This is a genomic window from Natrinema salifodinae, assembly GCF_900110455.1.
Classification (GTDB): Archaea; Halobacteriota; Halobacteria; order Halobacteriales; family Natrialbaceae; genus Natrinema; species Natrinema salifodinae.
Window position 1 is genome coordinate 196,100 of sequence record NZ_FOIS01000002.1, and the last position, 23,063, is coordinate 219,162.

General features: G+C 65.7%; 23 protein-coding genes. 9 read left to right on the top strand and 14 right to left on the bottom strand.

Annotated elements, in window-relative coordinates; all coding sequences use genetic code 11:
* Positions 1 to 42: 42 nt before the first annotated feature.
* Positions 43 to 1,329: an MFS transporter gene (locus BMY29_RS06390; protein ID WP_081985504.1), complete on the bottom strand. Its 1,287-nt coding sequence runs from the start codon at positions 1,327 to 1,329 to the stop codon at positions 43 to 45.
* A gap of 62 nt (positions 1,330 to 1,391) precedes the next feature.
* Between BMY29_RS06390 and BMY29_RS06395 the strand changes: the two genes are divergently transcribed.
* The gene (locus tag BMY29_RS06395) at positions 1,392 to 2,840 is read left to right on the top strand and encodes a short-chain fatty acid transporter (RefSeq protein WP_049991603.1); all 1,449 of its coding nucleotides are present in this window, start codon (positions 1,392 to 1,394) and stop codon (positions 2,838 to 2,840) included.
* 131 nt (positions 2,841 to 2,971) lie between these two features.
* On the opposite strand, the gene BMY29_RS06400 is transcribed toward BMY29_RS06395, so the two are convergent.
* Entirely contained in the window at positions 2,972 to 3,349 is a 378-nt protein-coding gene (locus BMY29_RS06400; protein ID WP_049991602.1) for a winged helix-turn-helix transcriptional regulator, read from the bottom strand.
* Between the two features lie 198 nt (positions 3,350 to 3,547).
* Positions 3,548 to 3,982, bottom strand: coding sequence for an SRPBCC family protein (locus BMY29_RS06405; RefSeq protein ID WP_049991601.1), 435 nt, complete (start codon positions 3,980 to 3,982; stop codon positions 3,548 to 3,550).
* Positions 3,983 to 4,350: 368 nt separating this feature from the next.
* On the opposite strand from BMY29_RS06405, the gene BMY29_RS06410 reads away from it, so the two are divergent.
* Together BMY29_RS06410 and BMY29_RS06415 are read left to right on the top strand one after the other, a co-directional pair.
* Positions 4,351 to 6,225 carry a formate/nitrite transporter family protein gene (locus BMY29_RS06410; RefSeq protein ID WP_049991600.1) on the top strand — a complete coding sequence of 625 codons (1,875 nt, stop codon included), beginning with the start codon at positions 4,351 to 4,353 and terminating at the stop codon, positions 6,223 to 6,225.
* 262 nt (positions 6,226 to 6,487) lie between these two features.
* Positions 6,488 to 7,915, top strand: coding sequence for a sodium-dependent transporter (locus tag BMY29_RS06415; RefSeq protein ID WP_049991599.1), 1,428 nt, complete (start codon positions 6,488 to 6,490; stop codon positions 7,913 to 7,915).
* A 291-nt stretch (positions 7,916 to 8,206) separates the two neighbouring features.
* Here BMY29_RS06415 and BMY29_RS06420 read toward each other — a convergent pair whose 3' ends face one another.
* Complete coding sequence (locus tag BMY29_RS06420; RefSeq protein WP_049991598.1) at positions 8,207 to 8,701, bottom strand: hypothetical protein; 495 nt, start codon at positions 8,699 to 8,701, stop codon at positions 8,207 to 8,209.
* Positions 8,702 to 9,130: 429 nt separating this feature from the next.
* On the opposite strand from BMY29_RS06420, the gene BMY29_RS06425 reads away from it, so the two are divergent.
* Complete coding sequence (locus BMY29_RS06425) at positions 9,131 to 10,105, top strand: aldo/keto reductase (protein ID WP_049991597.1); 975 nt, start codon at positions 9,131 to 9,133, stop codon at positions 10,103 to 10,105.
* Positions 10,106 to 10,171: 66 nt separating this feature from the next.
* On the opposite strand, the gene BMY29_RS06430 is transcribed toward BMY29_RS06425, so the two are convergent.
* Positions 10,172 to 10,774, bottom strand: a complete 603-nt coding sequence (locus BMY29_RS06430; RefSeq protein ID WP_049991596.1) for a DUF8170 family protein — start codon at positions 10,772 to 10,774, stop codon at positions 10,172 to 10,174.
* Between the two features lie 137 nt (positions 10,775 to 10,911).
* Between BMY29_RS06430 and BMY29_RS06435 the strand changes: the two genes are divergently transcribed.
* The gene (locus BMY29_RS06435; RefSeq protein WP_049991595.1) at positions 10,912 to 11,325 is read left to right on the top strand and encodes a helix-turn-helix domain-containing protein; all 414 of its coding nucleotides are present in this window, start codon (positions 10,912 to 10,914) and stop codon (positions 11,323 to 11,325) included.
* A gap of 42 nt (positions 11,326 to 11,367) precedes the next feature.
* Here the strand turns inward: BMY29_RS06435 and tenA are convergent, their stop codons facing one another.
* From tenA to BMY29_RS06450, 3 genes are all read right to left on the bottom strand, one after another.
* On the bottom strand, positions 11,368 to 12,051 hold the full coding sequence (tenA, locus tag BMY29_RS06440; RefSeq protein WP_049991594.1) for a thiaminase II: 684 nt from the start codon (positions 12,049 to 12,051) through the stop codon (positions 11,368 to 11,370).
* Between the two features lie 176 nt (positions 12,052 to 12,227).
* Positions 12,228 to 12,767, bottom strand: a complete 540-nt coding sequence (locus BMY29_RS06445; RefSeq protein ID WP_049991593.1) for a CBS domain-containing protein — start codon at positions 12,765 to 12,767, stop codon at positions 12,228 to 12,230.
* Between the two features lie 83 nt (positions 12,768 to 12,850).
* Entirely contained in the window at positions 12,851 to 13,204 is a 354-nt protein-coding gene (locus BMY29_RS06450; protein WP_049991592.1) for a DUF555 domain-containing protein, read from the bottom strand.
* Between the two features lie 307 nt (positions 13,205 to 13,511).
* On the opposite strand from BMY29_RS06450, the gene BMY29_RS20970 reads away from it, so the two are divergent.
* From BMY29_RS20970 to BMY29_RS06460, 3 genes are all read left to right on the top strand, one after another.
* The gene (locus BMY29_RS20970; protein WP_173424942.1) at positions 13,512 to 13,682 is read left to right on the top strand and encodes a hypothetical protein; all 171 of its coding nucleotides are present in this window, start codon (positions 13,512 to 13,514) and stop codon (positions 13,680 to 13,682) included.
* Positions 13,683 to 13,858: 176 nt separating this feature from the next.
* Complete coding sequence (gene psmB / locus BMY29_RS06455; protein ID WP_049991591.1) at positions 13,859 to 14,590, top strand: archaeal proteasome endopeptidase complex subunit beta; 732 nt, start codon at positions 13,859 to 13,861, stop codon at positions 14,588 to 14,590.
* A gap of 160 nt (positions 14,591 to 14,750) precedes the next feature.
* Entirely contained in the window at positions 14,751 to 15,485 is a 735-nt protein-coding gene (locus BMY29_RS06460) for a DUF4013 domain-containing protein (RefSeq protein WP_049991590.1), read from the top strand.
* A gap of 27 nt (positions 15,486 to 15,512) precedes the next feature.
* Here BMY29_RS06460 and BMY29_RS06465 read toward each other — a convergent pair whose 3' ends face one another.
* The 5 genes from BMY29_RS06465 to BMY29_RS06485 form a co-directional block, all read right to left on the bottom strand.
* Positions 15,513 to 16,652, bottom strand: a complete 1,140-nt coding sequence (locus BMY29_RS06465) for an ABC transporter ATP-binding protein (RefSeq protein WP_049991589.1) — start codon at positions 16,650 to 16,652, stop codon at positions 15,513 to 15,515.
* An 11-nt stretch (positions 16,653 to 16,663) separates the two neighbouring features.
* Complete coding sequence (locus BMY29_RS06470; RefSeq protein WP_049991588.1) at positions 16,664 to 17,533, bottom strand: carbohydrate ABC transporter permease; 870 nt, start codon at positions 17,531 to 17,533, stop codon at positions 16,664 to 16,666.
* Positions 17,533 to 18,492: a carbohydrate ABC transporter permease gene (locus BMY29_RS06475; RefSeq protein WP_049991587.1), complete on the bottom strand. Its 960-nt coding sequence runs from the start codon at positions 18,490 to 18,492 to the stop codon at positions 17,533 to 17,535. Before BMY29_RS06475 ends, BMY29_RS06470 begins: the two co-directional genes overlap by 1 nt.
* 16 nt (positions 18,493 to 18,508) lie before the next feature.
* The gene (locus BMY29_RS06480; RefSeq protein ID WP_049991586.1) at positions 18,509 to 19,837 is read right to left on the bottom strand and encodes an ABC transporter substrate-binding protein; all 1,329 of its coding nucleotides are present in this window, start codon (positions 19,835 to 19,837) and stop codon (positions 18,509 to 18,511) included.
* 241 nt (positions 19,838 to 20,078) lie between these two features.
* The gene (locus tag BMY29_RS06485) at positions 20,079 to 21,194 is read right to left on the bottom strand and encodes a Gfo/Idh/MocA family protein (protein WP_049991585.1); all 1,116 of its coding nucleotides are present in this window, start codon (positions 21,192 to 21,194) and stop codon (positions 20,079 to 20,081) included.
* A 278-nt stretch (positions 21,195 to 21,472) separates the two neighbouring features.
* On the opposite strand from BMY29_RS06485, the gene BMY29_RS06490 reads away from it, so the two are divergent.
* Complete coding sequence (locus tag BMY29_RS06490; RefSeq protein WP_049991584.1) at positions 21,473 to 22,168, top strand: ThuA domain-containing protein; 696 nt, start codon at positions 21,473 to 21,475, stop codon at positions 22,166 to 22,168.
* Between the two features lie 31 nt (positions 22,169 to 22,199).
* Here BMY29_RS06490 and BMY29_RS06495 read toward each other — a convergent pair whose 3' ends face one another.
* A complete protein-coding gene (locus BMY29_RS06495; RefSeq protein WP_049991583.1) occupies positions 22,200 to 23,051 on the bottom strand; it encodes an eIF2B alpha/beta/delta subunit family protein in 852 nt (283 codons plus the stop codon).
* Between the last annotated feature and the right edge of the window lie 12 nt (positions 23,052 to 23,063).

Below are 23,063 nucleotides of genomic sequence, written 5' to 3' on the forward strand. Positions count from 1 at the left end.
CGTTCCGTTCTCTCTTCTCCCCTCGAGGCTCGCCGACCGATCTCACGCGTCAGCGCCGGCGAGCGCGAGCAACGCCGTCCCGAGCAGTCCCGCGACCCCCGCACCGAGGAACGCCGGCGTGTACGTTCCCGCGAGATCGTAGACGAGCCCGGCGGCCCAGGGCGCGACCAGGCCGGAAACGGCGAAGGACAGCGACACCAGGCCGAAGATCGCGTTCGGGTTGCGCGCGCCGAAGAGGTCGACCGTCAGCGGCGAGAGCAGGGCGCCGTTGCCTCCGTAAGCGATCCCGAAGACGACGGCGAAGGCGTACAACCCGACCGCGGAGTCCAGCAAGGGCAGACACAGCGTCGACGCGGCCATGATCGCCGAGCATCCGACGAACGTCCGGACACGGCCGAGCCGGTCGGCTAGGCCGCCGATGCCGATCCGGGCGGCGGCCGTCGTGGCGCCGATCGCCGCGAGCGCGAGCGCACCCGTCCCCTCGCCGAGCCCGACGTCGCCGGCGTAGGGGACGACGTGGACGAGCACGGCGTACAGCGTCCCGTAGACGAGCACCCAGCCCGCGAACACGAACAGGAACGAGCGGGAGGTCGCGACCGCGAGCAGTTCCGTCCGGTAGGTCGCCCAGTCCGGCGGCTCCCGATCCGGCACGCCCTCGGGGAACTCGGCGCCCGGCTCGACGCCGCTCGCGGCGGGATCGTCGGCGAACAGCGGCGTCACGGCCGCCACGGCGACCGTCGCGGCGAGGACGAGCGCCAGGAAGGCCAGGCGCCACTCGAGCACCCCGACGAGCGCGTTCGCGGCGGGCGACATCGCGACCATCCCGATGCCCAGCCCGGCGGTCGCGATCCCGGTCGCCAGGCCGCGCCGGCGCTGGAACCACCGCGGGACCGTGGCGTAGGAGACGACGTAGATCGCGCCCAGGCCGGCCGCCGTGACGACGCCGTAGGCGAGCAAGAGCGCGACGTACGAGGTCGTCTGGCTCGTCCAGAGGCCGCCGAGCGCGAGCGCCGCGACGCCGAACGCCAGCAGCCGCCGGACGCCGAATCGATCGGCGAGCACCCCCAGGATCGCCGCGGCGAGGTAGATCACGACCGTCTGGAGGGAGAAGACGAACGAGACGGCCGACCGGGAGACGCCGAGGTCCCGCTGCATCGGCCCGAGGAAGACCCCGAAGGCGTAGGAGAGCCCGAAGACGACGAACGCGCCGACGAACCCGCCGGCGACGACGTACCAGCCCCGGTAGACGTCGCGGTCGGGCGGCGCATCCGCCCCGTCGAGCACACCCGCAGGGCTTCGGGATCGATCCGAGCCGCTGTCGCGTCGCATTCGGTCGCATTCCCACCCCGCGGCACATAACGCTTAACACGCTATTTGATATCAGGACACACATGTCATCGGTGGACGACGCGGCGGCGACCGGCAACGTCATCGAACGCGCGGGTAACCGGATCGCGGACGTCGTCGAGCGGTGGATGCCGAGCCCGTTCCTGTTCGCGATCATCTTATCGTACGTCGTCTTTCTGGTCGGAATGGTCGTGGAAAATCAGGGGCCGTCGAACATGGTCATGTTCTGGTACGACGGGTTCTGGGCGTTCCTGGAGTTCGCGATGCAGATGGTCCTGATCATCATGACCGGGTTCGTAATCGCGTATCATCCGCGAGTCAACGACGCGCTCCAGCGCCTGGCGGCGATCCCGAACACCGCCGGCCAGGCCGTCGTACTGGTCGGGACCGTCTCGATGGCGCTGGCCTGGGTCCACTGGGGACTGAGCCTGGTCGTCGGCGCGATCTTCGCCCGGGAGATGGGCACGGCCGCCTACCGGGAGGGGATCGCGGTTCACTACCCGCTGCTGTGCGTGGCGGGCTATATGGGGCTGGGGCTCACCTGGCACTGGGGTCTCTCGGGGTCTGCCCCGCTCTTGCTCGCGACGCCCGGCAACGAGTTCGTCGACCTCGGGATCGTCGACGGGCCGGTGGGTACGTCCGCGACGGTCTTCAGCGCGTACGCGCTCTCGCTCACCGCGCTGTCGATCGCCTTCGCGGCGGTCGTGCTGTACCTGCTGACGCCCCCGGCGGAGCGGTCGCGGGAGATCACCGACTACATCCCGGAGGACGAACTGCTCGAGTCCTCGCCCGACGGTGGCGTCGACGATACCGCGGTCGACGACCGGGAGAGCGCGGCGAACGGCCGGCTGAACGGCGATCGCCTCCCCGCCGAGCGCATCGACAACAGTCGGCTCCTCGGCGGGCTCATCGCGCTGACCGGCGTCGCGGTGATCGCCTGGGAGTTTTACACCCGAGGTCTCGCCGCCTTGAACCTGAACGTCCTGAACTTCGCGTTCCTGTTCGTCGGCCTGGCGATCTACACGCGACCGGCGGCCTACCGCGAGCGGTTCGGCGAGGCCGCGGAGGCCGCCGTCGGGATCATTCTCCTGTTCCCCTTCTTCGCGGGCATTCAGGGCATGATGAGCGGCTCCGGCCTGGCGGAGACGATGGCCCAGGCCCTGTTGGCGATCTCGACGCCCGAGACGTTCCCGGTGATCGCCTGGCTCACGGCCGCCATCGTCAACCTGTTCGTCCCCTCGGGCGGCGGCGAGTGGATCGTCCTCGGGCCGCCGGTCCTCGAGGCCGCCCAGGAGGTCGGGATCCCGGTCGGCCAGGCGACGATCGCCTACGCCGTCGGCGACGCGCACACGAACCTGCTGAACCCGTTCTGGGCGCTGCCGCTGCTCGCGATCACGAAGATCCGCGCCCGGGAGATGTTCGGCTACGCCGTGGCGATGCTGCTGGCGCTGATTCCGTTCCTGACGGTCGCGTTGTACGCCTTGCCGTACTGACCGGCGCGACCATCGCTATCACGCCCGCTTCGTCGGAGCCCTCCGACGTGACGCGGCGACGAGCGTTCGAATCGCACCGCTCCTGTTCGAGACAGCGCGGCAGAAAATCGGCAGCTACCGTCGTGCGTCGGTCACTCCGCCTCGAGCGCGCCCTCTTCGAGCCAGGAGCCGGCCCAGCACTCGATCTCCTCGAAGACCGGTTCGAGGGACTCGCCCTTGTCGGTGAGGCTGTAGTAGGTCGCGACGGGGGCGTCCTCCTCGATGCGACGTTCGACGAAGCCCATCTCGCCGAGATCGTCGAGTACGCGCGAAAGGGTCCGCGCGTTCGCGTCGGTCGAGCGCTTGAGTTCGTTAAAGCGCTGTTCGCCGTCCAGCAGTTCGTGCAACACCGCCAGGCGCCACTGGGAACCGATCTGCTCGAGGGAGGCGATGACGGGGCAGGCGTCGTCGCGGTCGTGGCCGCGCTGGTCCTGCTCTCGATCGCGGGGTTGCGTCTGTGGAGAAGACATTGGTCGTCTACGGTCGGCTACGGCGCGGACCGGTTTAGGGGTTCGGAATCGAACCAGCTAACACGTCGTCAGTAGCTATCACGAGGACACTTCGAGAGCCCTTCGGAGTCGCCGCCGACGGCCGTGGCTCGTGGGAGACTCGTCGGCGAGAACCGGCGCGGAACCGAACTAGCAGAACCGACGGAACCGACGCGAAAATCAGGCCGCCGACGGCTCCGTTCGCGCCTGGTCGCCCTCGAGCACCGTCTCGAGATTCTCGAGCGCGCGCAGACAGATCGGCACGTACCCCGTCCCGTGGAGCGGCAGTTCGAACGCGACCCGACAGCGCCCCTCGCCGAGGTCGTCGACGCGGTGGCCGGCGGCCGGAATTCCCGAGACGCGCCAGGTCCAGCGCCGCTCCGTTCGCGAGGTGATCCGGAAGGGGACCCAGGCGCCCGGAACCCGAATTCGGCCGGTCGTGTCGGGTTGGATCCGCCGATCCGTCGATTCGACACCGATCACGATCGGCGACCAGGCGGGCCACCTGGTGGTGTCGACGAGGGCCTCCCAGGCGTCGGCCGCGGGGGCGGTGAAAACGTGCGAGACCTCGATGCGGCGGCCGTCCGGGGTGTGCGTGGTCCGGACTCGGGTCATCGTCGATAGTACGCGCTCCTCGGCAATGTGGGTTTGCACGGGCGGCAGATCTCCCGGCCGGCGCCGGACCGTCGCCAGGCGCGATGCCGTACGCGGCGGCCTGGTCGCCGCGACCGTTCTCCCCGAGCACCTCACCAACACCGCCGCGACGTTCGCGGTCGGCACTCCGACGGCGGCGGCCTGGGGTCGCCCGCCGCGTACTGGGTGCTCGCGGCCGGCGCGTTCGTCGCAATCAAATGGGACGTCGAGCGGATGAATTCGGACCTGCTGGTGGCGAATCGGGCGATCGGGCAAACATACACGCTTATTGATAGTACAGCGATAGCAGATACTAAACACGTCCTCGCTCTACGGATGCGTACCAGACAATGAGCGAACCCGATCCACCCGAGCAGGAACGACCGGACCGCGATCCCCCCAAGCAGGAACGACCGGACCGCGATCCACCCGAACAGGAGCAGGTCAGGCAGGCGGTCGAACGGTCCAGAAGCGGTGCCCCGGCGGTCGGTGCGGTCGTCCGCGACCGCTTCTCGGCCGACGAGGTCTTCCAGCGCATCGTCGCAGCGGCCGACGAGGAGGTCACCTCCGGCAGCCGCGAACTCTTCTTCAGCGGCATCGCCGCCGGCTTCGCGATCACGATCACCGTCTTACTGTACGCCTCGTTGTACGGCGAGACCGGCGGCCATCCGATTCTGAGCGCACTGTTGTATCCGCTCGGCTTCATCTATATCATCATCGGCGGCTACCAACTGTACACCGAAAACACGCTCCCGCCGGTCGCGCTCACCTTGGAGCGGATCGCCAGCCTCCCCGCCCTGTTGCGCCACTGGACGATCGTTCTCGCCGGCAACTTTACCGGCGGCGCGATCGGCGCGGCGGTGCTCGCCTGGGGCGGCGTCTTCTCCCCCGAAGCGGCCGAGGCGGCGCGCTATCTCGGCACTCACGGCCCGGAGACGGCGTGGCTCGACCTGTTCTTCAAGGCTGCCTTCGCCGGCCTGATCGTCGCGGGCGTCGTCTGGGTGGAGTACGCCGCCCGCGAGACGGTCGCCAGGATCGTGATCGTCTACATGGCCTTCCTCGCGATCCCGATCGGGAACCTGTTTCACGTGGTCACCTCCTTCACCGAGATGGCCTACGTCGTCTTCATCGGCGAACTCTCCCTGTACGTTGGCCTGGTTCACTTCGTGCTCCCGGTGGCGCTCGGCAACACCATCGGCGGCATTTTGCTGGTGACCGTCGTCAACTACTTCCAGACGAGCGAACGCCGCCTCGAGTCGGCCCGATTCGAGGGGACCAATCGACAGCTCTCGCTGCGGGAGTGGCTGTTCGGGAGCTACGCTGGCCGGTCGTACGTCCCCCTGATCGACACCGCCGAGGTCTCGGCGGTCGAGGACGGCGAAACCTACCGCGTGCTGGTTCCGATCGCCAACCCCCGCACCGAGTCGCGGATCGTCGACTTCGCCGCGACGCTGGCCGACGCCCACGAGAACGCGGTCGTCCACGCCGTTCACATCATCCAGATGCCCGACCGGCGGTCCATGCGGTACGGCTCCGACCGCAACGAACGGATTATCTCCGAATCCGACCGACTGATGGAGGGGGTCCGCGAGACGATCGAACCCTACGACGTCGAGTGCGAGACCTCGACGGTCGTCTCCCACCGTTCGTTTGAGGACGTCTTCGACACCGCCGAGCGCGAGCGGGCCGACCTGGTCGTCCTGAACTGGGGCGACAACCAGCCGTGGGACGCCGGTCACACCGAGGGCCGGATCAGCAAATTCACGAGCGACCTCCCCTGTGACTTCCTCGTCCTCAAGGACCGGGATCTGGACACCTCGCGGATCCTCCTGCCGACCGCCGGCGGGCCGGACTCGGACCTGAGCGCCGAGGTCGCCCGCACGCTCGAGCAGGCCGACGGGTCGGACGTGAATCTCTTGCACGTCGTCAAGAATCCCGAAGACCGCGCGGAGGGCCGGACGTTCCTCGCGAATTGGGCCGCCGAGCACGACCTCGAGAACGCCGAGCTCACGATCGATGCCACCGGCGACGTCGAGAAGGCGATCTGTCGGGAGGCCGCCGACAGCTCGCTCGTGATCATCGGCGCGACGGAGTCGGGACTGCTCTCGCGGCTGGTGAGGGACTCCCTGCACATGGACGTCGTCAACGAAGTCGACAGTTCGGTCCTGCTCGCCGAACGGCCCAGCAACGGGAACATTCTCAAGCGACTGTTGGGTCGTCCGTAAGCGCAACTCCCGGAATCGCCAGCCCTGAAACGCGTCGCTGTCGATCGGCGTCGTCCCGCGACCCGATCCCTCTCAGTAGTTGGTAACCTCATTTCTTTACTCGGTATTGGTGCTGAATCCGAATGAGTCAAATCGTCACGTAGCGATGCGAACTGACCGGGTTACGCATCGTGTTCGGAGTAGCTGATTCCATGTCACCGCGAATGAACTGAGCCACTGATCAACAATCCTTATGCGCGCCGAGTTGGTTCCCTGAGACAGAATGGTACGTGAGAGTTGGGCGAGTCGCGCCGGATTCATCCTGGCCGCGGTCGGAAGCGCGATCGGGCTGGGGAACATCTGGCGGTTCCCGTGGATGACCGCGGAGAACGGCGGAAGCGCCTTTCTGATTTTGTATCTGCTCATTGTCCTCGTCGTCGGGGTGCCGGGGTTGCTGGCCGCGTTCGTAATCGGCCGACGGTCGAATCGGAACCCAGTCGGGGCGTTCAAATCGCTCGCCGGATCGCGTTTCTGGACGGCGTTGGGCGCGCTCTGTGTCGTCACCTCGATTCTGCTGATGTCGTTCTACAGCGTCGTCGGCGGGTGGATCCTTCGGTACTTCCTCGAGAGCGCGACGGGAGCCTATTTCGCGGCTCCTGAAACCCACTTCGCGGCGATCAGCTACGGTGCCGAAGCGTTCGGCTACCAACTCGCCGTCCTCGCGGCCACGTCTCTGATCGTCGCCGCGGGGATCAGACGCGGCATCGAGGCGACGACGAAGGTGATGATGCCTGGCGTCGTCGTATTGCTCGTTGGACTCGCGATCTGGGCGGCCCAGCAGCCCAACGCCGCGCAGGGATACGAGTTCTACCTCGAATTCGACGGCGCCTACCTCGCGGAGAACTTCCTGTCGGTGCTGGGATCGGCCGCCGGCCAGGCGCTGTTCACCCTCTCGATCGGCAGCGGAACGATGATCACCTACGCCTCCTACGTCAACGACGACCGCTCGCTGCCCCTCGACGCCTCACTCATCGCCGTGTTCAATCTCGGCATCGGTATCTTGGCCGGTCTCGTGGTGTTCCCGTTGCTGTTCTCGTTCACGCCGGGACCGACCGAGGGCGGCCCCGGCGCCCTGTTCGTCGGGATCGCCAGTGCGTTCGCGAGCCTGCCCGGCGGGCGACTCCTCGGCGCGGTCTTCTTCCTCGTCGTTCTCCTCGCAGCCCTCACGAGTCTGATCAGCATGCTCGAGATTCCGGTCTCGTTTCTGGTCGACGAGTTCGATCTCGAGCGCTCGACGGCGACCCGGGGGCTATTCGCGCTGGTCGTACTCACCGGCGGCGTGAACGCGTTCAGCCCCGCGGTGTTTACGCTGTTCGCGGACCACCTCGTCGATCTCCTCTTGGTGCTCGGTCTGACCGGGTTCATGGTGTACACAGCCTGGGTGCTCGGTCCGGCCGCGATCGAGGAGTACCTCGAAGGCGCAGGGCCGCTCTCGCGCCCGCTGGTGATCCCGTGGCGGTACGCGATCGGGACCCTCTTCCCGGCGTTTCTCCTCTTTACGTTCTACGCCGACGTCGCGGCCTTGATCGGGTTCTCAACGGGACCGGGACCGTTGTTGGTCGCGACGCTGCTGACGGTGCTGGTGCTCGTGGTAGTGGCCCGTCGTTCTGTCTCCGAAACCCGACCGCAACCGAGCGAGAGCACGGACTGACTGAGATAAGTTGCTCAGTTCGAATCGAACGTCTGCGCTGTCGTTCGAGAGAGCGCAACTCTCTCGTGATCGAGCGAACCCTCCGAGTTCGCGGACCTCGTGGGACCTTCGGTCCCGCTTAGTGACGAACGGCGCTTCGCGCCTTTCGAACCATGAGCGCGACGGAGTCACGCCCTCGGCGAAATCTCGAGAGAGCGAAGCCCTCTCGGACTGGGCGATTCCGAAGGAGCCGCTTCCAGTCGGGCGTCAATGCCGGCCGCTTCTACGGATGCCATCCGTCGTACTCCTTCCTTACTCTCCGACCCGTTTGTAGGTCACGTCGAAATCGACCTCCCATTCGATTCCGTCGTCCGAGCGTTCCCACCTGCCCTCGATCGTATCGCCGTCATCGTCGAAGGTGCCAGTAAAGCGTTGTGAGAACCCAGGTGCGTCCCTCCACAGTTTCCAGACCCCCTCACTCAGGCTCATTTGGTACACACGGAAGACGTCACGAGAATCGGCGTAGAGCATCGTGAACTGCTCGCTCGTATCGTCCAAACCGATGATCGATACAGTGGAGTGCGGCGCGTTCTCGATCCATTCGGTGGGCGCTTCCAAAAGATCTCCCCCCTCCGATCGTTGAACGAGGAAGGCTCTATCTTCCAGCCAATTGAACGTCACGCGTCCGCCCCTAATCGTTTGCCCGTCCAGCGGCACTTCCAGTTCCCACTCCCCGACGAGCCGGTCGAGCCGGTCGAGGATCGGATTCTGGCCCGGCGTTCGGTCACTCACGTCTTCGTCTGACATGGTGCCTGGTAGTTGGCGAGCGTTTTGCCTAACAATTGTCCTCCCACGGACTTCCGGCGATAATTACTTCACCTGTACTGAACGCGGGTTTTCACGGCTAGCTCCGGATGAAGAAACCGCGGTGCTATCTACTGCTGTCCTCCCATCGGTCGTCGACTGCACTACCGGCTCGTCGTCGGATCGGCGGTGCGAAAAACGGCGGTGGCGAACGGCAAAACGGCCGAGAGCGCGTTCAGCCGCGGCTGAACACGCGCTTGATGCGCGAGACGATACCGCCGTCGTCGTTGCGCTCGGTGTCTCGGTCGTCGCGTTCGCCCGCCATAGTCAGACGGTCGTGTATTTCCGGTCGCACTAAAACGTGACGCCGGGAGACCTGGTCTCGATTGCCGCACCAGGTACCGTTTTTCCACAGGTTCCCGTACGGTCGGTATGGAGTACACGACGCTCGGTTCGACCGGCATGGAGGTCAGTCGCCTCTGCCTCGGCTGCATGAGCTTCGGTTCGAGCGACTGGCGCGAGTGGGTCCTCGGCGACGAGGAAAGCAAAGAGATCATCGAGCGCGCGATCGACCTCGGGATCAACTTCTTCGACACGGCGAACCTGTACTCGAAGGGCGAGTCCGAGCGCATCCTCGGCGAAGCGCTCGAGGGCCACCGCGAGGAGTCGGTCGTCGCGACGAAGGGCTACTTTCAGATGCGCGAGGACGATCCGAACTCGGGCGGCCTCTCGCGGAAGGCCATCGAACAGGAACTCGAGGCCAGCCTCGATCGGCTGGGCATGGACACCGTCGACCTCTACCAGATCCACCGCTGGGATTACGACACGCCGATCGAGACGACAATGCGGGCGCTCGACGACGCGGTCCGCCGCGGCCAGGCGCGGTACGTCGGCGCCTCCTCGATGTGGGCTCATCAGTTCGCCGACGCCTTGCACGCGAGCGATCGACTCGGACTCGAACGGTTCGTCACGATGCAGAACCACTACAACCTCGTCTACCGCGAGGAGGAACGCGAGATGCTACCCCTCTGCGAGACGGAAAATATCGGCGTGCTCCCGTGGTCGCCGCTGGCCAGGGGCTACCTCACGCGCCCCCACGAGGAGATCGACGCGACCACCCGCGGCGAGGCCGAGGAGCACATGTACGACCACCCGTACCGCGAGGGCGGCGGCCCGGAGATCAACGAGCGCGTCGCGGAACTGGCCGCCGAAAAAGGGGTGACGATGGCCCAGATATCGCTCGCCTGGTTGCTCCACAAGGACTGGGTCGACGCACCGATCATCGGGACGACCAGCGTCGAGCATCTGGAGCAGGCCGTCGAGGCGCTCGATATCTCCCTGTCGGCGTCGGATATCGCCTATCTCGAGGAGCCGTACGAACCGGTGCCGGTGTCGGGTCACGAGTGAGTCCGCGACCGGCGGTCGTGACAGTCGGGAGAGTTTCGAGCCCGGGCGCGAGTTGCGGACGCGGACTCACGGCAGCCGGTCGGCGGCCGCGACGAGGTCCGGTTCGGTCTCCCACCGGTGGAGGCGGTCCGCCGCGTCGAGCAGGTCGAAGACGCCGTCCTGCATCCAGTCGTACGGGCGATCCTCGTCGGCGTCGGGATACTCGCGCTTGAGCACGTGCGTCTTCTCGAAGTACTCCTCGGCACCCGCGAGCAGCCCCTGTTCGACGAGGAACCCGCTCGGGTTCTTCTCGGCGACGCCGATGACGTGGGTGACCAGGTCCGCGATCAGGCAGAACTTCTGGATCCCGTTGTCCCAGTCGCCGCGGACGTCGACCATTCGGAAGGCGTAGGCGTCCGGCCGGCGGTTCAGCCGGTCGACGACCAGGTTCAGTCGGCGGATCGGCTCGCGGTCGTAGTTCCCGAGGACGAAGTACGACCGCTCGTGCTCGTAGACCGGCCGGAGTTCACTTAGCGAGCGGAGGAGGTCCTCATTGTCCGCCAGCGAGAGGTCCGCAGCCGAGAGTTGCTCCGTCGCGCTTCCGAGGACCGCCTCGGGGTCTGGCTCGGGATCGAAATCGGGGCCGGAGCCGGCATCGACGTCCGGACCCGGCGGATCGTCGTCTGTCATACACAGTGATTCTCGCGAATTACGGATAGTAGTTACCGTGTCGATTCCCTTTCCGATATCTGCCGGAGACCGAATCTTACTCTAGGGTAATTTACCGCAGGGTAAACTACATGGTGCCACGCTCCGTAGCCGGCCGTATGAGTACCGACGCGGGGGCGCCCGAGGGGGCGGACGCGCGCGAACTCCTCCACTTCGTCACCCAGGAGACGCGGTTCGCGCTCGTGGCCAACATCCTCCAGCACCCCGACCAGCTGCCGTCGATGTACGAACTCGAGCAACTGAACCCGAGCGTGAGCGGGGCGACCGTCTACAAACACGTCCAGAAGCTGATCGACGCCGGAATCGTCGAAGCGGTCGCGCTCCCGGAAGAAAAACGGCAGCAGGGCTATCCCTGGAAGTTCTACAGCCTGACCGACGAGGGCCGCACGTTCCTCGAACAGCATAACCTGCTCGCGGCCGAAGGGACGCTCCAGCGGATCTACGAGACGATTTCCGATAAACCCGAGAAGATGGTCACGTACGAGAACGCGCCCCGTCCCGACCGCGACTGACACCGCGGCCCGACCGCCGTCCGTCCGCGGGCCGAGAGCCGGTCAGGCGTCGGTCCCGGCGGTCGGCAGTCCCCAGTCCTCTCGCCGATAGGCCATCTCCCAAAAGCGGAACTCGAGGCGAGCGCTCGTCAGGAACGCCGCCTCCATAGCCTCGTACTGCTCGGGGTAGCGCTCCCCGTACCGGTCGACGAACGAACGCATCCAGTTGACGACCTCGCGAAACTCGTCGCTCGTGTACTTCTCGATGAAGGGCGCGTACCGGTGGTCTTCCTGGGGTGCGCGGTCGGCCATGTGATCGGCGATGTCGAGGTAGCCTTGCCCGCAAGGGTAGATCGCGGCCGCGATCTCCGGGAGCGTCCCCTCGTAGGCGGTCCGCAACAGGAAGTTCGTGTACGCGACGCAGGTCGGCGCCTTCTGCGCGGCCTCGAGGTCCGCCGGCGAGAGCCCGTAGTCGGCGGCGAACTCCCGGTGGAGATCCATCTCGTCGTCGAGCGTCGTGTGCGCGATCCCGAACAGCCTGGTCATCGTCGCCTCGTCGCGAGCCTTCGAGCCCGCGATCGCGAACACGCGCGCGTAGTCGAGCAGATAGCGGTAGTCCTGCCGGACCCACGTGAGAAAGGCGTCTTCCGCGAGCGTCCCGTCCGCGAGCTCCGTCACGAACGGGTGACTCTTCTGCGCGTTCCAGATCTCTCCACCGGCCTCGAGCAATCGATCGCTGGTCGCCATGGTTACTCGAGGAGACGGCGACCACCGTAATATTATCGGCCAATACAACTCTGTTATCTCCGTCGGTGCTCGTCCGCCGTTAGCGATCGTCGGTTGCGGCCGGGTTCCGCCGGATGGCGAACCAGGCGAGCCGAACGATCCGGACGGGAAGTCACAATCGTCGCGGACCGATCCGATCAGGACAGCCGCGCGGCGATGTCGGCCTCGGTAATGATGCCGACGGTCTCGCCAGCCTCGGTGATCATCACGGCCTTGTAGTGTTCGAGCAGGTTGCTGATCTCGTCCAAGGTAGCGTCCTTCGAGACGGTCGGGAAGCTCTCGCTCATGTGGTCCTCGACGGATTCGTCGCGGGCCTCGGAATCGACGTGGACCAGGTCGCTCTGGCTGATCGAGCCGACGGGGATGCCGTCCTGAATGACCGCCAGCTGGGAGTAGGCTTCCTCCTCCATCTTGCGAGCGGCCTCGCTGACCGGGTCGTCGGGCGCGATGCTGACGACGGCCTCGTTCATCAGGTCGGCGGCGCGGATGACGTCGCTCTCGGCCTTCTCCAGGGCGTTGACGATTCGCCGAAGGGTCGATAGCCGCGGGTCGACGTCGCCGCCCTCGATCCGGGCGATCAGCGGCTGGGAGACGTCAGCCTTTTCGGCGAGTTCGCTCTGCGTGAGTCCGAGCTCGGTGCGGCGTTGTCGGAGGTCGGCGGGCGTCGGGAGTTCCATACGTATGGATAACCACGGGTTATAGAAAGGGCTTTGGGTGGTGTCACTCGCGGCGCCCACCACCGTTGTCCGCGTGGACTCGGTTACTCGTCTTCGGGGACTTCGACGACCTCGACGACGGTCAGCGGGACGTCCCGCAGCGCGCCGCCGACCTCGCTCTTGGCGATACGCGAGGCGTGTTCCTCGCCGTCGGCGTTGAAGACTTCCATCTCGAGCGCGAGCCCGACCAGCGCGGTGTCGGCCGCGATGAAGGCGGAGTCGAAGGGCTCGCCGCAGGCGGGACAGCCCGTCGCGCCGACCTCGACCTCGACGTAGTCCATGTCTTCGCTGTTGAGTCGCTTCCCGGCTTCGCTGACGGCGACGCCGATCGCGTCGTCGATCTCCTCGACGTCACGAACGAGCCATGCGGCTTCCATCGCGACGAGATAATTTCCCATACCCGGTGGTCGTTCCGAGGGGTTTCCTGTCTTGCGGTTCGTCCCCGCCGTCAGCCGCCCGCAGCGCGCAATCAATTCGCCGGTGCGCACGCCAATCGAATGATCGCCATACGTTACGAGAATTCCCCAGATCGATTCCCGCCTGCATACCCGTACATCGCCTCGAATCCGTCTCTAGTTGCGCCGACCGAAACTGGAGTTGAATCGCACGACAGCGGCGACCCCATACCTAAGCAACAACAATTATAAATTCCGGATTTCAAGAAAGCTTATATACGTCCTCCGTCTGACCCACGGCTGAACGCTGATGAAATCCCGCGTGTACCGCGCGACGCTGTTCGCACTGTACCAGCTCTGCATTGTGATCGGTATCGTCGCAATGCCGCTCGCCATCGCCGCCCGCCAGGCTGGACTCACCCTGCCCATCCACCGCGTCCTCGCCAACGTCGAGGAGGCGTACGAGGCCACCCAACCCTGATGAACTGAGCAGTCACCGACGGTTTCTCTCGCTCGTCGATCGAGGAGCCGCCGGACTCGGTCGAATCACGTCTCACCGCCCGCCGGTCGCCCGTCCGCCGTTCGCGGCCGATGGAAGCGGAAACGACGGTGGTGACCGCCGGTGTTTTATACCGTCCCGGTCGTAAGGTTCGATCAATGCGTACGCCCACACACGACTCCGACTTCTCCCGGACGGTCGACCAGTTGGCCGACGATCCGAACCCCTACGAGCCGGAGATCGGATCCCTGCCCCAGAACGACCTCACGCGGGCCGATCTGGACAACGTGAACAAGACGGGGACGACGACGATCGGCATCTCCACCGCCGACGGCGTCGTCATCGCGACGGACATGCGTGCCAGCCTCGGCGGCCGGTTCGTCTCCAACAAGAACGTCCAGAAGGTCGAGCAGATCCACCCGACCGCCGCGTTAACGCTCGTCGGTAGCGTCGGCGGCGCGCAGTCGTTCATCTCGAGTCTCCGCGCCGAGGTCAACCTCTACGAGGCCCGTCGCGGCGAGCAGATGAGCATCGACGCCCTGGCGACGCTGGCCGGCAACTTCGCCCGCGGCGGTCCGTTCTTCGCCATCCACCCGATCCTGGGCGGCGTCGACGACGAGGGCAGCCACGTTTACAGCATCGACCCCGCCGGCGGCGTCATGGAAGACGACTACACCGTTACCGGCTCCGGGATGCAGCTGGCCTACGGTCACTTAGAGCAGGCCTACGAGGAGGACATGTCCAACGAGGAAGCCGTGACGGTCGCCGCCCGCGGCATCAAGTCCGCCGTCGAGCGCGACACCGGCTCTGGTAACGGCGTCTTCCTCTGTGAGATCACCGACGAGGGCGTCGACATCCACGGCCACCACGACTTCGACGAAGTGCTGTAAGTCGGCGCGATCGCGTCGTCTTCTCAACTCTCTTGTTTCGAGCCCGCCAGCTGCGGCTCCGGTCGTCCGATCCCGCCACACTCTCGTCCGGCCCTCGAACTCGTCGCGTTCCGACCGCGCTTTTGAAATCGTTATACCACGCCCGTTCGTTCGACCGACAATGGCGCTTCTCGTAGACGAGGGCCTGCGGTACCCGTTCCGGGGCGACCGATCGCCGGACCTGCTCGCGATCGGCGGCCTCCTGGGCATCTTTACGGCGATCTGCCTGCAGTTGGCCGTCGCCGTCGGTCCCTCGCCCCTCGCGGTCCCGTTCGTCGCGCTCGCAGCGGTATCGATCATCGCGCTGCTCGGCTACCTCTTTCGCGTCGTCGCCGCGACCGTCGCCGGCGACGAGACGCCGCCTGGCTTTCGCCCGCTCGGCAGACTGCTTCGGGACGGCTGTCGACTGCTCGCCGTCTCGATCGGCTACGCGATCGGGCCGACCGTCGTCCTCGCCGTCACGGTCGGCGGCCTAGTACGGCGCCCGTTCGATCCGGACGCGATCGGCTTCGGCGGCTCGCTCCTGTTCTTCGGCGCATCGACGGTCGTCCTCTCGATGGTCCTCGCGTTCGGCTACGTCTACCCGGCGGCCGTCGGCAGGCTCGCCACCGGCGGCGGGCTCCGCGAGGCCGTCGACGTTCGCCCGCAGCGATCGGTCCTGGCCCACGGCGGCTACTTCACCGCCTGGCTGTGCGCGTCGCTGTTCGTCGTCCCCGGCTGGGCGTTCCTCATCGCGGCGCTCTCGAACGCGACCGCGTTCGGCGTCGTCGCCGCCTTCGTCACCTTCTACGCGCACGTCGTGGCGGCGCGACTCGTCGGGCGGGGGTATCGACGGGCAGCGACGATCGAGCGGTGAGAACGAAAACGAAACGGATTCGGAATTCTATATTTGCGGCTCGGGTACCGTCTGCGTGTCGAGTTGCCGGTTCCGGAGCGCGCGACCGCTGCTCCGATCGAACACGTGGATCGCGTCCTCCGGGATCCGAGCGACGACCGACTGGCCCCCCTCGACGTGCTGAAAGCCGTCGATGGTCGCGACGAACGGCTCGCTGTCGGGACCGAACGCGAGATAGACGTTGTTCTCGTCGCCCATCGGCTCGACGACGTCGACCCGCGTCTCGTAGCTGTGCGAGCCGTCGCGTTCCGAGCCGACCTCGATGTCCTCGGGTCGGACGCCGAGGACCAGATCGCGCTGGTCGCCGACCTCGCCGGCCGTCTCGGCCGACAGTTCGTATTCGAAGGCGTCGTGGACGAGCCGGTCGCCCTGCCGGGTCACGTCGAAGAAGTTCATCGACGGCTCGCCGATGAAGCCGGCGACGAACAGGTTGTTCGGCTCGTGATAGCACTCCAGCGGCGTCCCGACCTGCTGGAGCTGGCCGTCGTTGAGGATAGCGATCTTGTCCGCCATCGTCATCGCCTCGGTCTGGTCGTGGGTGACGTAGATCGTCGCGACGCCGATCTCCTCCTGGATCCGCTGGAGCTCCGTGCGCATCTGGGCCCGGAGCTTCGCGTCCAGGTTCGACAGCGGTTCGTCGAGCAGGAAGACCTCCGGATCGCGGACGATCGCCCGACCTAGGGCGACCCGCTGTTGCTGGCCACCCGAGAGGTCGTCGGGCTTGCGATCGAGCAGGTCGTCGATCCCGAGCATCTCGGCGGCCTCCTCGACCGTCACCGCAATCTTCTCGTCCGGCATCGAGGTCGACTCCTCGAGGCCGAAGGACATGTTCTCGCGGACGGTCATGTGCGGGTACAGCGCGTACGACTGGAACACCATCGCGATGTCCCGCTCTTTCGGTCGCGCGTCGTTGATCACCGAGCTGCCGAGCCGGATCTGGCCGGCGCTGACCGTCTCCAGTCCCGCGACCATCCGGAGCGTCGTCGACTTCCCGCAGCCGGACGGCCCGACGAGGACCAGAAACTCCCCGTCGTCGATGTCGAGCGATACCTCGTCGACGGCGACGATCTCGTTGCCGTCGTCCTCCGTGAACACCTTCGTTACGTTGTCGAGTTGTAGATCTGCCATTGGTTTTTCTCTCAGATCGTCTGGCCCTTAGCGAACTGTTCTCCGAACAGGACGTACACCAGAATCGTCGGCAGGGCGGCGATGAACGCACCCGCCATCTGGACGCTGTAGTTGGTCGCCATCGAGCCCGCGAGCGCGTTCAACTCGAGCGTGATGACGTAGTTCGATCGATTGGTGAGCAACACCAGCGCGAACAGGAAGTCGTTCCAGATCTGCGTGAACTGGTAGATCAGCGTCACGGCGAACATCGGCAGCGACAGCGGCAGTACGATCTTCCGGTAGATCCGGGCGATCGACGCGCCGTCGAGTCTCGCCGCCTCGATGAGTTCGTCGTCGAGCGTCTGGTAGTACGACCGGAACAGAATCGTACAGATCGGAATCCCGTAGGCGATGTGCGTGACGATCAGTTCCACCAGCTCGCCGCGGTCGTGAAGCTGGGTGAGGCCGATCATCGACCAGAACTGCCGCAGCGGCACGAGCACCGCCTGGTAGGGGATGAAGACCGCCGCGAGGAACAAGGCCAGCAGGAACGCCTGGCCGCGCCAGTCGACCTTGGTCAATCCGTAGGCCGCCAGGCTGCCGAACGCCGCCGAGAGGACGGCGGCGGGGATCGTCAGCGCGAAGCTGTTTATCATCCCGCTGGCCAGTTCGCTGCCGGCGATCAGCCAGGGGTCGATCGTGAAGCCGGTGATCGGCGGGAGGAGCGGCGACGTCTCCCGGAAGGCGTCTTGAGTCTTGAACGCGGTCGTCAGACCGCTGTACAGCGGCGAGACGTACGCCCCGACGAGCGCGAGCAGCGTCGCGTAGAGGGCGACGCGGCTGAGGGGGACGCCGCGGATCGTTGCAGTGGGGTCGCTCGGTTCGTCGGTCGTGGTTGCCATCAGAGTGCACCTCGCTTGTATTGAGTGTAGGCGTAGGGGCCGATGATCGTCAGCGCGAGCAGGAACAGCACGACGGCGACCGCGGCGCCGTAGGCCCACTCGGCGGCGGAGAACGCCTCGCGGTACATCATGACCGCGAGGATGTCGACCGATCGGCCGGGGTTGGTTCCGAACATGACGTAGATGAAGTCGAACGCCTTGAGCGCGAACACCATCAGGACGACGGTCGCGCCGACGGTCGACGAGCGCAGCTGCGGGATGATGACACGCCAGTACAGCTTCAGCGTCGACGCGCCGTCGATCCGCGCGGCCTCGTAGTGGTCGTCCGGAATCGAGCGCAGGCCGGCCAGGTAGACGATCATACAGTAGCCGCTGAACTGCCAGACGAGCGCGAAGATGACTGCAGCGAGTTTGAGGCGCGGATTACCGAGCCAGTCGGGACTGATCGGTAGCACCGCGTTGATCAGGCCGTTGCTGGCGTACATCCACGACCAGAAGATCGCGGTCACGACGAACGACAGCGCCATCGGCAGCAGGTAGATCGTCCGGAACGTGTTCTCGAAGCGGATCTTGCGGTCGACGAGCAAGGCGAGTCCCAGCCCGACGAGCAGCGAAACGCCGGTGAATCCCACGAGGAGGGCGACCGTGTTCCGGAGCGCGGCCCTGAAGTTCTGATCGGCCGGCAGCTGGCGATACATCTCCAGCGAGAAGTTCGTGTACTCCGGCTGTCCGAGGCCGGACCAGCCGGTCAGCGAGATGACGACGTTCCAGCCGATCGCCCCGTAGACGAACAGCAACACGAGCAGCGTCGGCGGGAGCCAAAACGGGATCGATTCCACGAAGTCGCTCCTGCGGAATCGGTCGACGAGCGTCGCGTTTCCCGCCGGGAAGTCCTGCTCGTCGGCCTCCGGCGTCGACAGCGGGTTGAGGCGTTGCAGCGAATTTCGTAGCGAGTCCATAAATCAGAGAGCGGTCCTATTCGAAGCTGCTGACGAGGTCGTCGTACGTTTCGTTGACGTCCCAGTTGTCGATGAAGTTAGCGAACGCGCCCTCGACGTCGGACTGCGTCGACGGATCGACCGCGAGGCCGTGGGCGATCGACGGCGGCTGTTCGTCGGACTCCCGGAAGTCGGCGATCTGATCCTGCAAGAACGGCGTGAACGACTCGTCGGAGACGTCCGTTCGCGGCGGGATCGATCCCTTGGCCGGGTTGAACCTCTCCTGTGCGTCGGTCGAACCGACGTACCGCAGGAACCGGACCGTCGCGTTCGGCGACGGGTTGTACTTCGGACAGACGAACGAGTCCATGTTGAGCGCGTACATGCCGTCCGTCCCCGGGAACGGTACGTGGTCCCAGTTCTCGCCGTACTCGAGTTCCTCGTCGGCCTCGTACTGGCCGGCGGCCCAGTCGCCCTGGTGGAAGAACGCCGCCTCGCCGTTGTTGATGTAGTTGCTCGCCTCGTCCCAGTCGTTCAGCGAACTCGCGTCCTCGTTGAAGTACTCGCTGTACTCGACGACGATCTCGAGGGAGTCGCGGACCTCGGACTCGACGTCCGCGACGTCGCCGTTGACGAACGTGTCGTAGACGTCGGCGCCGTGCTCGCCGAGCAGGACCTGGGCCCACAACTGCAGCGTCGACCAGGCCGACTGGGTCTGCTGGGCCATACCGACGTAACCGGCGGCGTCGGCGTCGGCCATCGCGTCGACCAGGTCGCTCGGGCTCTCGATCGATTCGGGGTCGACGCCGGCGTCCTCGACGACGTCGACGTTGTAAAACAGGTTGTTCAGCCGGTGGATGTTGAGCGGCACGGCGACGAGGTCGCCGTCCGGGCGGGAGGCGTCGATCGGCCCGTCGAGGTAGGCCTCCTCCATCTCGTCGGTCCAGACGTGCTCGCTGATGTCGTAGAGCAGGTCCTCGTCAGTATAGTCGGTCAGCGCCTGGCCGGGCCAGACCTGGAACGTGCTCGGCGGGTTCTGGTCGACGACGCGGTTCCGGACGTCGGCCTCGAGCGCGCTGCCGGCGCCGCCTGGCGAGGGCGACGGATCGACCTCGATATCGGGGTATTCCTCCTGGAACCCCTCGACGAGGGCCTGGAACGCTTCCTCTTCGCCGCCCGCGGTCCACCAGTGGGCGATCTCGAGCGATTCGTACTCGTCGGGATCCTCCTCGTAGAGCTCGTTGAGGCTCTCGGCTTCACCCCCGCCGCCGAGACAGCCTGCGACCGCAGCGATTCCCATTGCACCCGTCGCTTGTAGTACTGCACGGCGTGATTTCCCGTCCCCAGTAGAATTTCTTCGGTTCATAGTCAACCTTCTACCCCGATAATGATGAAAGACCTCGTATTAAGGTCTTTGGTGTGTATTCACACTGTATCGTTCATTGAGAATTATCTACATTCTCACACGCGATTACCTAGGGTTATTAGATGGTTCGGCGGTTGAGGGCTGAAGATACGCGCAAGCATCTGAGCGAAAAACTCCTTCGGGAATGATAGACTAGATGATGTTTTCGACCATCAATCGCCGAAAAAGACAATCGGCTGATCTAGTTGATCCGCGTTCGCTGCCCGGCCTCGAGTTCGACCGTCTCGAGTTGCGTCGCGCGACCGGTCTCGCTCGAGCGGTAGATCGCGTCGATGACGCGCTGGACGGTCAGCGCTTCCTCGACGGTGTTGGTCTCCGGCGTCACGCCCGCGGCGACGGCCTGGAGGAACTGCTCGTCCTGTTGGGTGTAGCCGGTCAGGGACTCGTCGCCGGTCATGGCGACATCGGCGTAGTGATCGCAGCCGGCGGTCCCCGCTTCGAGGATCCGGAGGTCGGTATCGCCGATATCGAACTGCGCGCCCGAGCGGGTGCCGCGGACGCGGAAGTCCATGCTCTCCTCGCGGTTGGTCGCCCAGGCGGCCTCGAGCGAGATCGTCTGTCCCTCCGCCGTGCGGATGAAGGCGCTGACGGAGTCGTCGACCTCGTAGGTCTCCGCCTCGGCGTCCCAGTTGTCGCCGAAGCCGTCGGGGTCGGCGTAGTCCTCGCGGGTGCCGAAGGTGGTCCGCGTGACGCCACTGACTTCGACGATCTCGGGGAAGTCCAGGGCGTAGAGCGCGAGATCGAGCGCGTGGACGCCGATGTCGAGCAAGGCGCCGCCGCCGGCGAGTTCGGGATCGGTGAACCACGAGCCGGGGCCGGGGACGCCGCGCCGGCGGACGTAGTTGGCCTCGACGTGGGTCAGGTCGCCGAACCGGCCGCGCGCGTGCTGTTCGTCAAACATCGCCATCGACGCGGCGTGGCGGTTGTGGAACCCGACCATACAGACGGCGTCGGAGCGGTCCGCCACCGCGGCGATCCGTTCGGCGCTCTCTAAGGTGTGGGCGAGCGGTTTCTCGACGAGAACGTCGCGGCCGGCTTCGAGGGCTGCGACGGCGATCGGTTCGTGAAATCGGTTCGGCGTCGTGACGATGACGGCGTCGACCGCCTCGTCTTCGACGAGTTCGTCGTGGGTCTCGTAGGTCCGTGCGCCGAACTCCTCGGCAAAGCGGTCGCGTTGTTCCGGTACCAGATCCACGCCGGCGACGACGTCAGCCCCGAGTTCCCGGACGCTTCGGGCGTGGAGGTTCCCCATCCCACCGAGACCGACGATTCCGACGCCGATGCCGTCGCCGATCATCGCTCAACCTCCGATTGCATAGCAGCGAGGGAGGGCACGTAGTGAGAAACAAGCCATTTCGATGTCGCTTGTGTCCGATCCCGTTCCATAGAGTGTAGCAGTTGGCGATCAAAATAAGGGTTGTGACCGATTAACCTGTACACTTAACCCATCTTTCACGGATAACGACATTATTACGCCACCGATATCTCCGAGTGGTGATCTAACAGTCACTTATTCGTGACTGTTACCACCGTTGATCGTCCGATCTAAGGCCGCCGAGCGCGGACCGACTCGCCATGGTCGCAGTCACGATCTGGAACGAATTCAGGCACGAGCGCGAGGACGACGACGTCGCGGCCGTCTATCCCGACGGCATTCACGAGACGATCGCCGACGCGCTCGCCGACGACCACGAGGTCCGAACCGCGACGCTCGACGAACCCGAGCACGGGCTCACCGAAGCCGTCCTCGACGCAACAGACGTCCTCCTGTGGTGGGGCCACGAGGCCCACGACGAGGTGGCCGACGACGTCGTCGATCGCGTCCGCGAGCGCGTCCTCGAGGGGATGGGATTCATCCCGCTGCACTCGGCCCACTACTCGAAACCCTTCAAGCGACTCATGGGGACCTCCTGTAGCCTCCAGTACCGCGAGGACGGCGGCACCGAGCGCCTGTGGGTCGTCGATCCCGGCCATTCGATCGCCGACGGACTCGACTCGTCGCTCGAACTCCCCAGGACCGAGATGTACGGCGAGCCGTTCGACGTCCCCGAGCCCGACCGCCTGGTCTTCGTCAGCTGGTTCGAGGGCGGTGAAGTGTTCCGCAGCGGCTGCTGTTACCGACGCGGAAACGGGCGAATCTTCTACTTCCGGCCGGGCCACGAGACGTATCCGATCTACGAAAACGAGGCGGTGCGACGGGTGCTTCGCAACGCGGTCGAGTGGGCCAGTCCGACCGAAGGGTCGCCGCGGACGTTCGGCGAGCGGGACTGATCGGCCGGCGATCGGCGGACCGGCCGCGGGCTCAAAACTTCTGGCGACCCTCGTCCGTGACGACGCTCTCGAGCAGTTCGACCGGCGTCGCGTCGTACGTCGGGTTCTCCACGTCAAATCCGTCGGCCGGTTCCGGCATGACTTCGCTGCCCGACCGAAACTCGTTCTCGAAGACGAACCCCTCGCTGACGAGCTTCGAGGTCGCGCCGAGGACGGTGACCGGCACGTCCAGCCGGGCGGCCGTCGCCGCGATCGGGAACGTTCCGACGCGGTTGTAGAGGGTGTCGTCGACGATGCAGTCCATCCCGACGACGACTCGGTCGCACTCCGCGAGGTAGATTCCGTGGGCGCTGTCGGTGATCAACGTCGCCTCGACCCCGTCCATGTCCGCGAGCGAGCGGGCGGTCTTGCGGCCGATGTAGCGGGGCCTGGCCTCGGTGATGTAGACGTCGAAGGTCTTCCCCGCATCGGTCGCCTGGTCGAGCGCTTCGAGCACCGTCGAGGAGTAGTCGTGGGTCAGCAGCGTCGCCCCGTCGGTGAGGAGTTCCGCGGCGCGTTCGGCCGCCAGGCGCTTGCCGGACTCGATCCGCGAGACGACCTCGTCGATCTTCTCGCTGGTGAGCCGACGGGCCTCCGCGACGGTGTCGGGGTCGGCGTCGGTGACGTCGTCGACGACCTCGCGGACGGCGTTTTGCAGCGACGCGTGCGAGGGGTTCGCTCGCCGCAGGACGGAGCCGTTGCGCTCGAGGGCTCGCGTGTACTCCTCGACGGTCGCGAACTCCCGCTGGACCAGTTCCTCGAGGGCGCGGGTCGCGTTCACGGCGACCACCGAGGAGCTGTGCGTCTGCATCTCCCGGATTTCCTCGGCCGTCTCGTCGATCATACCTGCATGGTT

Bases quoted from the DNA above. Each gene is read 5' to 3' on its own strand.
- BMY29_RS06390 (WP_081985504.1), bottom strand. From the start codon at position 1,329: ATGCGACGCGACAGCGGCTCGGATCGATCCCGAAGCCCTGCGGGTGTG.
- BMY29_RS06395 (WP_049991603.1), top strand. From the start codon at position 1,392: ATGTCATCGGTGGACGACGCGGCGGCGACCGGCAACGTCATCGAACGC.
- BMY29_RS06400 (WP_049991602.1), bottom strand. From the start codon at position 3,349: ATGTCTTCTCCACAGACGCAACCCCGCGATCGAGAGCAGGACCAGCGC.
- BMY29_RS06405 (WP_049991601.1), bottom strand. From the start codon at position 3,982: ATGACCCGAGTCCGGACCACGCACACCCCGGACGGCCGCCGCATCGAG.
- BMY29_RS06410 (WP_049991600.1), top strand. From the start codon at position 4,351: ATGAGCGAACCCGATCCACCCGAGCAGGAACGACCGGACCGCGATCCC.
- BMY29_RS06415 (WP_049991599.1), top strand. From the start codon at position 6,488: ATGGTACGTGAGAGTTGGGCGAGTCGCGCCGGATTCATCCTGGCCGCG.
- BMY29_RS06420 (WP_049991598.1), bottom strand. From the start codon at position 8,701: ATGTCAGACGAAGACGTGAGTGACCGAACGCCGGGCCAGAATCCGATC.
- BMY29_RS06425 (WP_049991597.1), top strand. From the start codon at position 9,131: ATGGAGTACACGACGCTCGGTTCGACCGGCATGGAGGTCAGTCGCCTC.
- BMY29_RS06430 (WP_049991596.1), bottom strand. From the start codon at position 10,774: ATGACAGACGACGATCCGCCGGGTCCGGACGTCGATGCCGGCTCCGGC.
- BMY29_RS06435 (WP_049991595.1), top strand. From the start codon at position 10,912: ATGAGTACCGACGCGGGGGCGCCCGAGGGGGCGGACGCGCGCGAACTC.
- tenA (WP_049991594.1), bottom strand. From the start codon at position 12,051: ATGGCGACCAGCGATCGATTGCTCGAGGCCGGTGGAGAGATCTGGAAC.
- BMY29_RS06445 (WP_049991593.1), bottom strand. From the start codon at position 12,767: ATGGAACTCCCGACGCCCGCCGACCTCCGACAACGCCGCACCGAGCTC.
- BMY29_RS06450 (WP_049991592.1), bottom strand. From the start codon at position 13,204: ATGGGAAATTATCTCGTCGCGATGGAAGCCGCATGGCTCGTTCGTGAC.
- BMY29_RS20970 (WP_173424942.1), top strand. From the start codon at position 13,512: ATGAAATCCCGCGTGTACCGCGCGACGCTGTTCGCACTGTACCAGCTC.
- psmB (WP_049991591.1), top strand. From the start codon at position 13,859: ATGCGTACGCCCACACACGACTCCGACTTCTCCCGGACGGTCGACCAG.
- BMY29_RS06460 (WP_049991590.1), top strand. From the start codon at position 14,751: ATGGCGCTTCTCGTAGACGAGGGCCTGCGGTACCCGTTCCGGGGCGAC.
- BMY29_RS06465 (WP_049991589.1), bottom strand. From the start codon at position 16,652: ATGGCAGATCTACAACTCGACAACGTAACGAAGGTGTTCACGGAGGAC.
- BMY29_RS06470 (WP_049991588.1), bottom strand. From the start codon at position 17,533: ATGGCAACCACGACCGACGAACCGAGCGACCCCACTGCAACGATCCGC.
- BMY29_RS06475 (WP_049991587.1), bottom strand. From the start codon at position 18,492: ATGGACTCGCTACGAAATTCGCTGCAACGCCTCAACCCGCTGTCGACG.
- BMY29_RS06480 (WP_049991586.1), bottom strand. From the start codon at position 19,837: ATGAACCGAAGAAATTCTACTGGGGACGGGAAATCACGCCGTGCAGTA.
- BMY29_RS06485 (WP_049991585.1), bottom strand. From the start codon at position 21,194: ATGATCGGCGACGGCATCGGCGTCGGAATCGTCGGTCTCGGTGGGATG.
- BMY29_RS06490 (WP_049991584.1), top strand. From the start codon at position 21,473: ATGGTCGCAGTCACGATCTGGAACGAATTCAGGCACGAGCGCGAGGAC.
- BMY29_RS06495 (WP_049991583.1), bottom strand. From the start codon at position 23,051: ATGATCGACGAGACGGCCGAGGAAATCCGGGAGATGCAGACGCACAGC.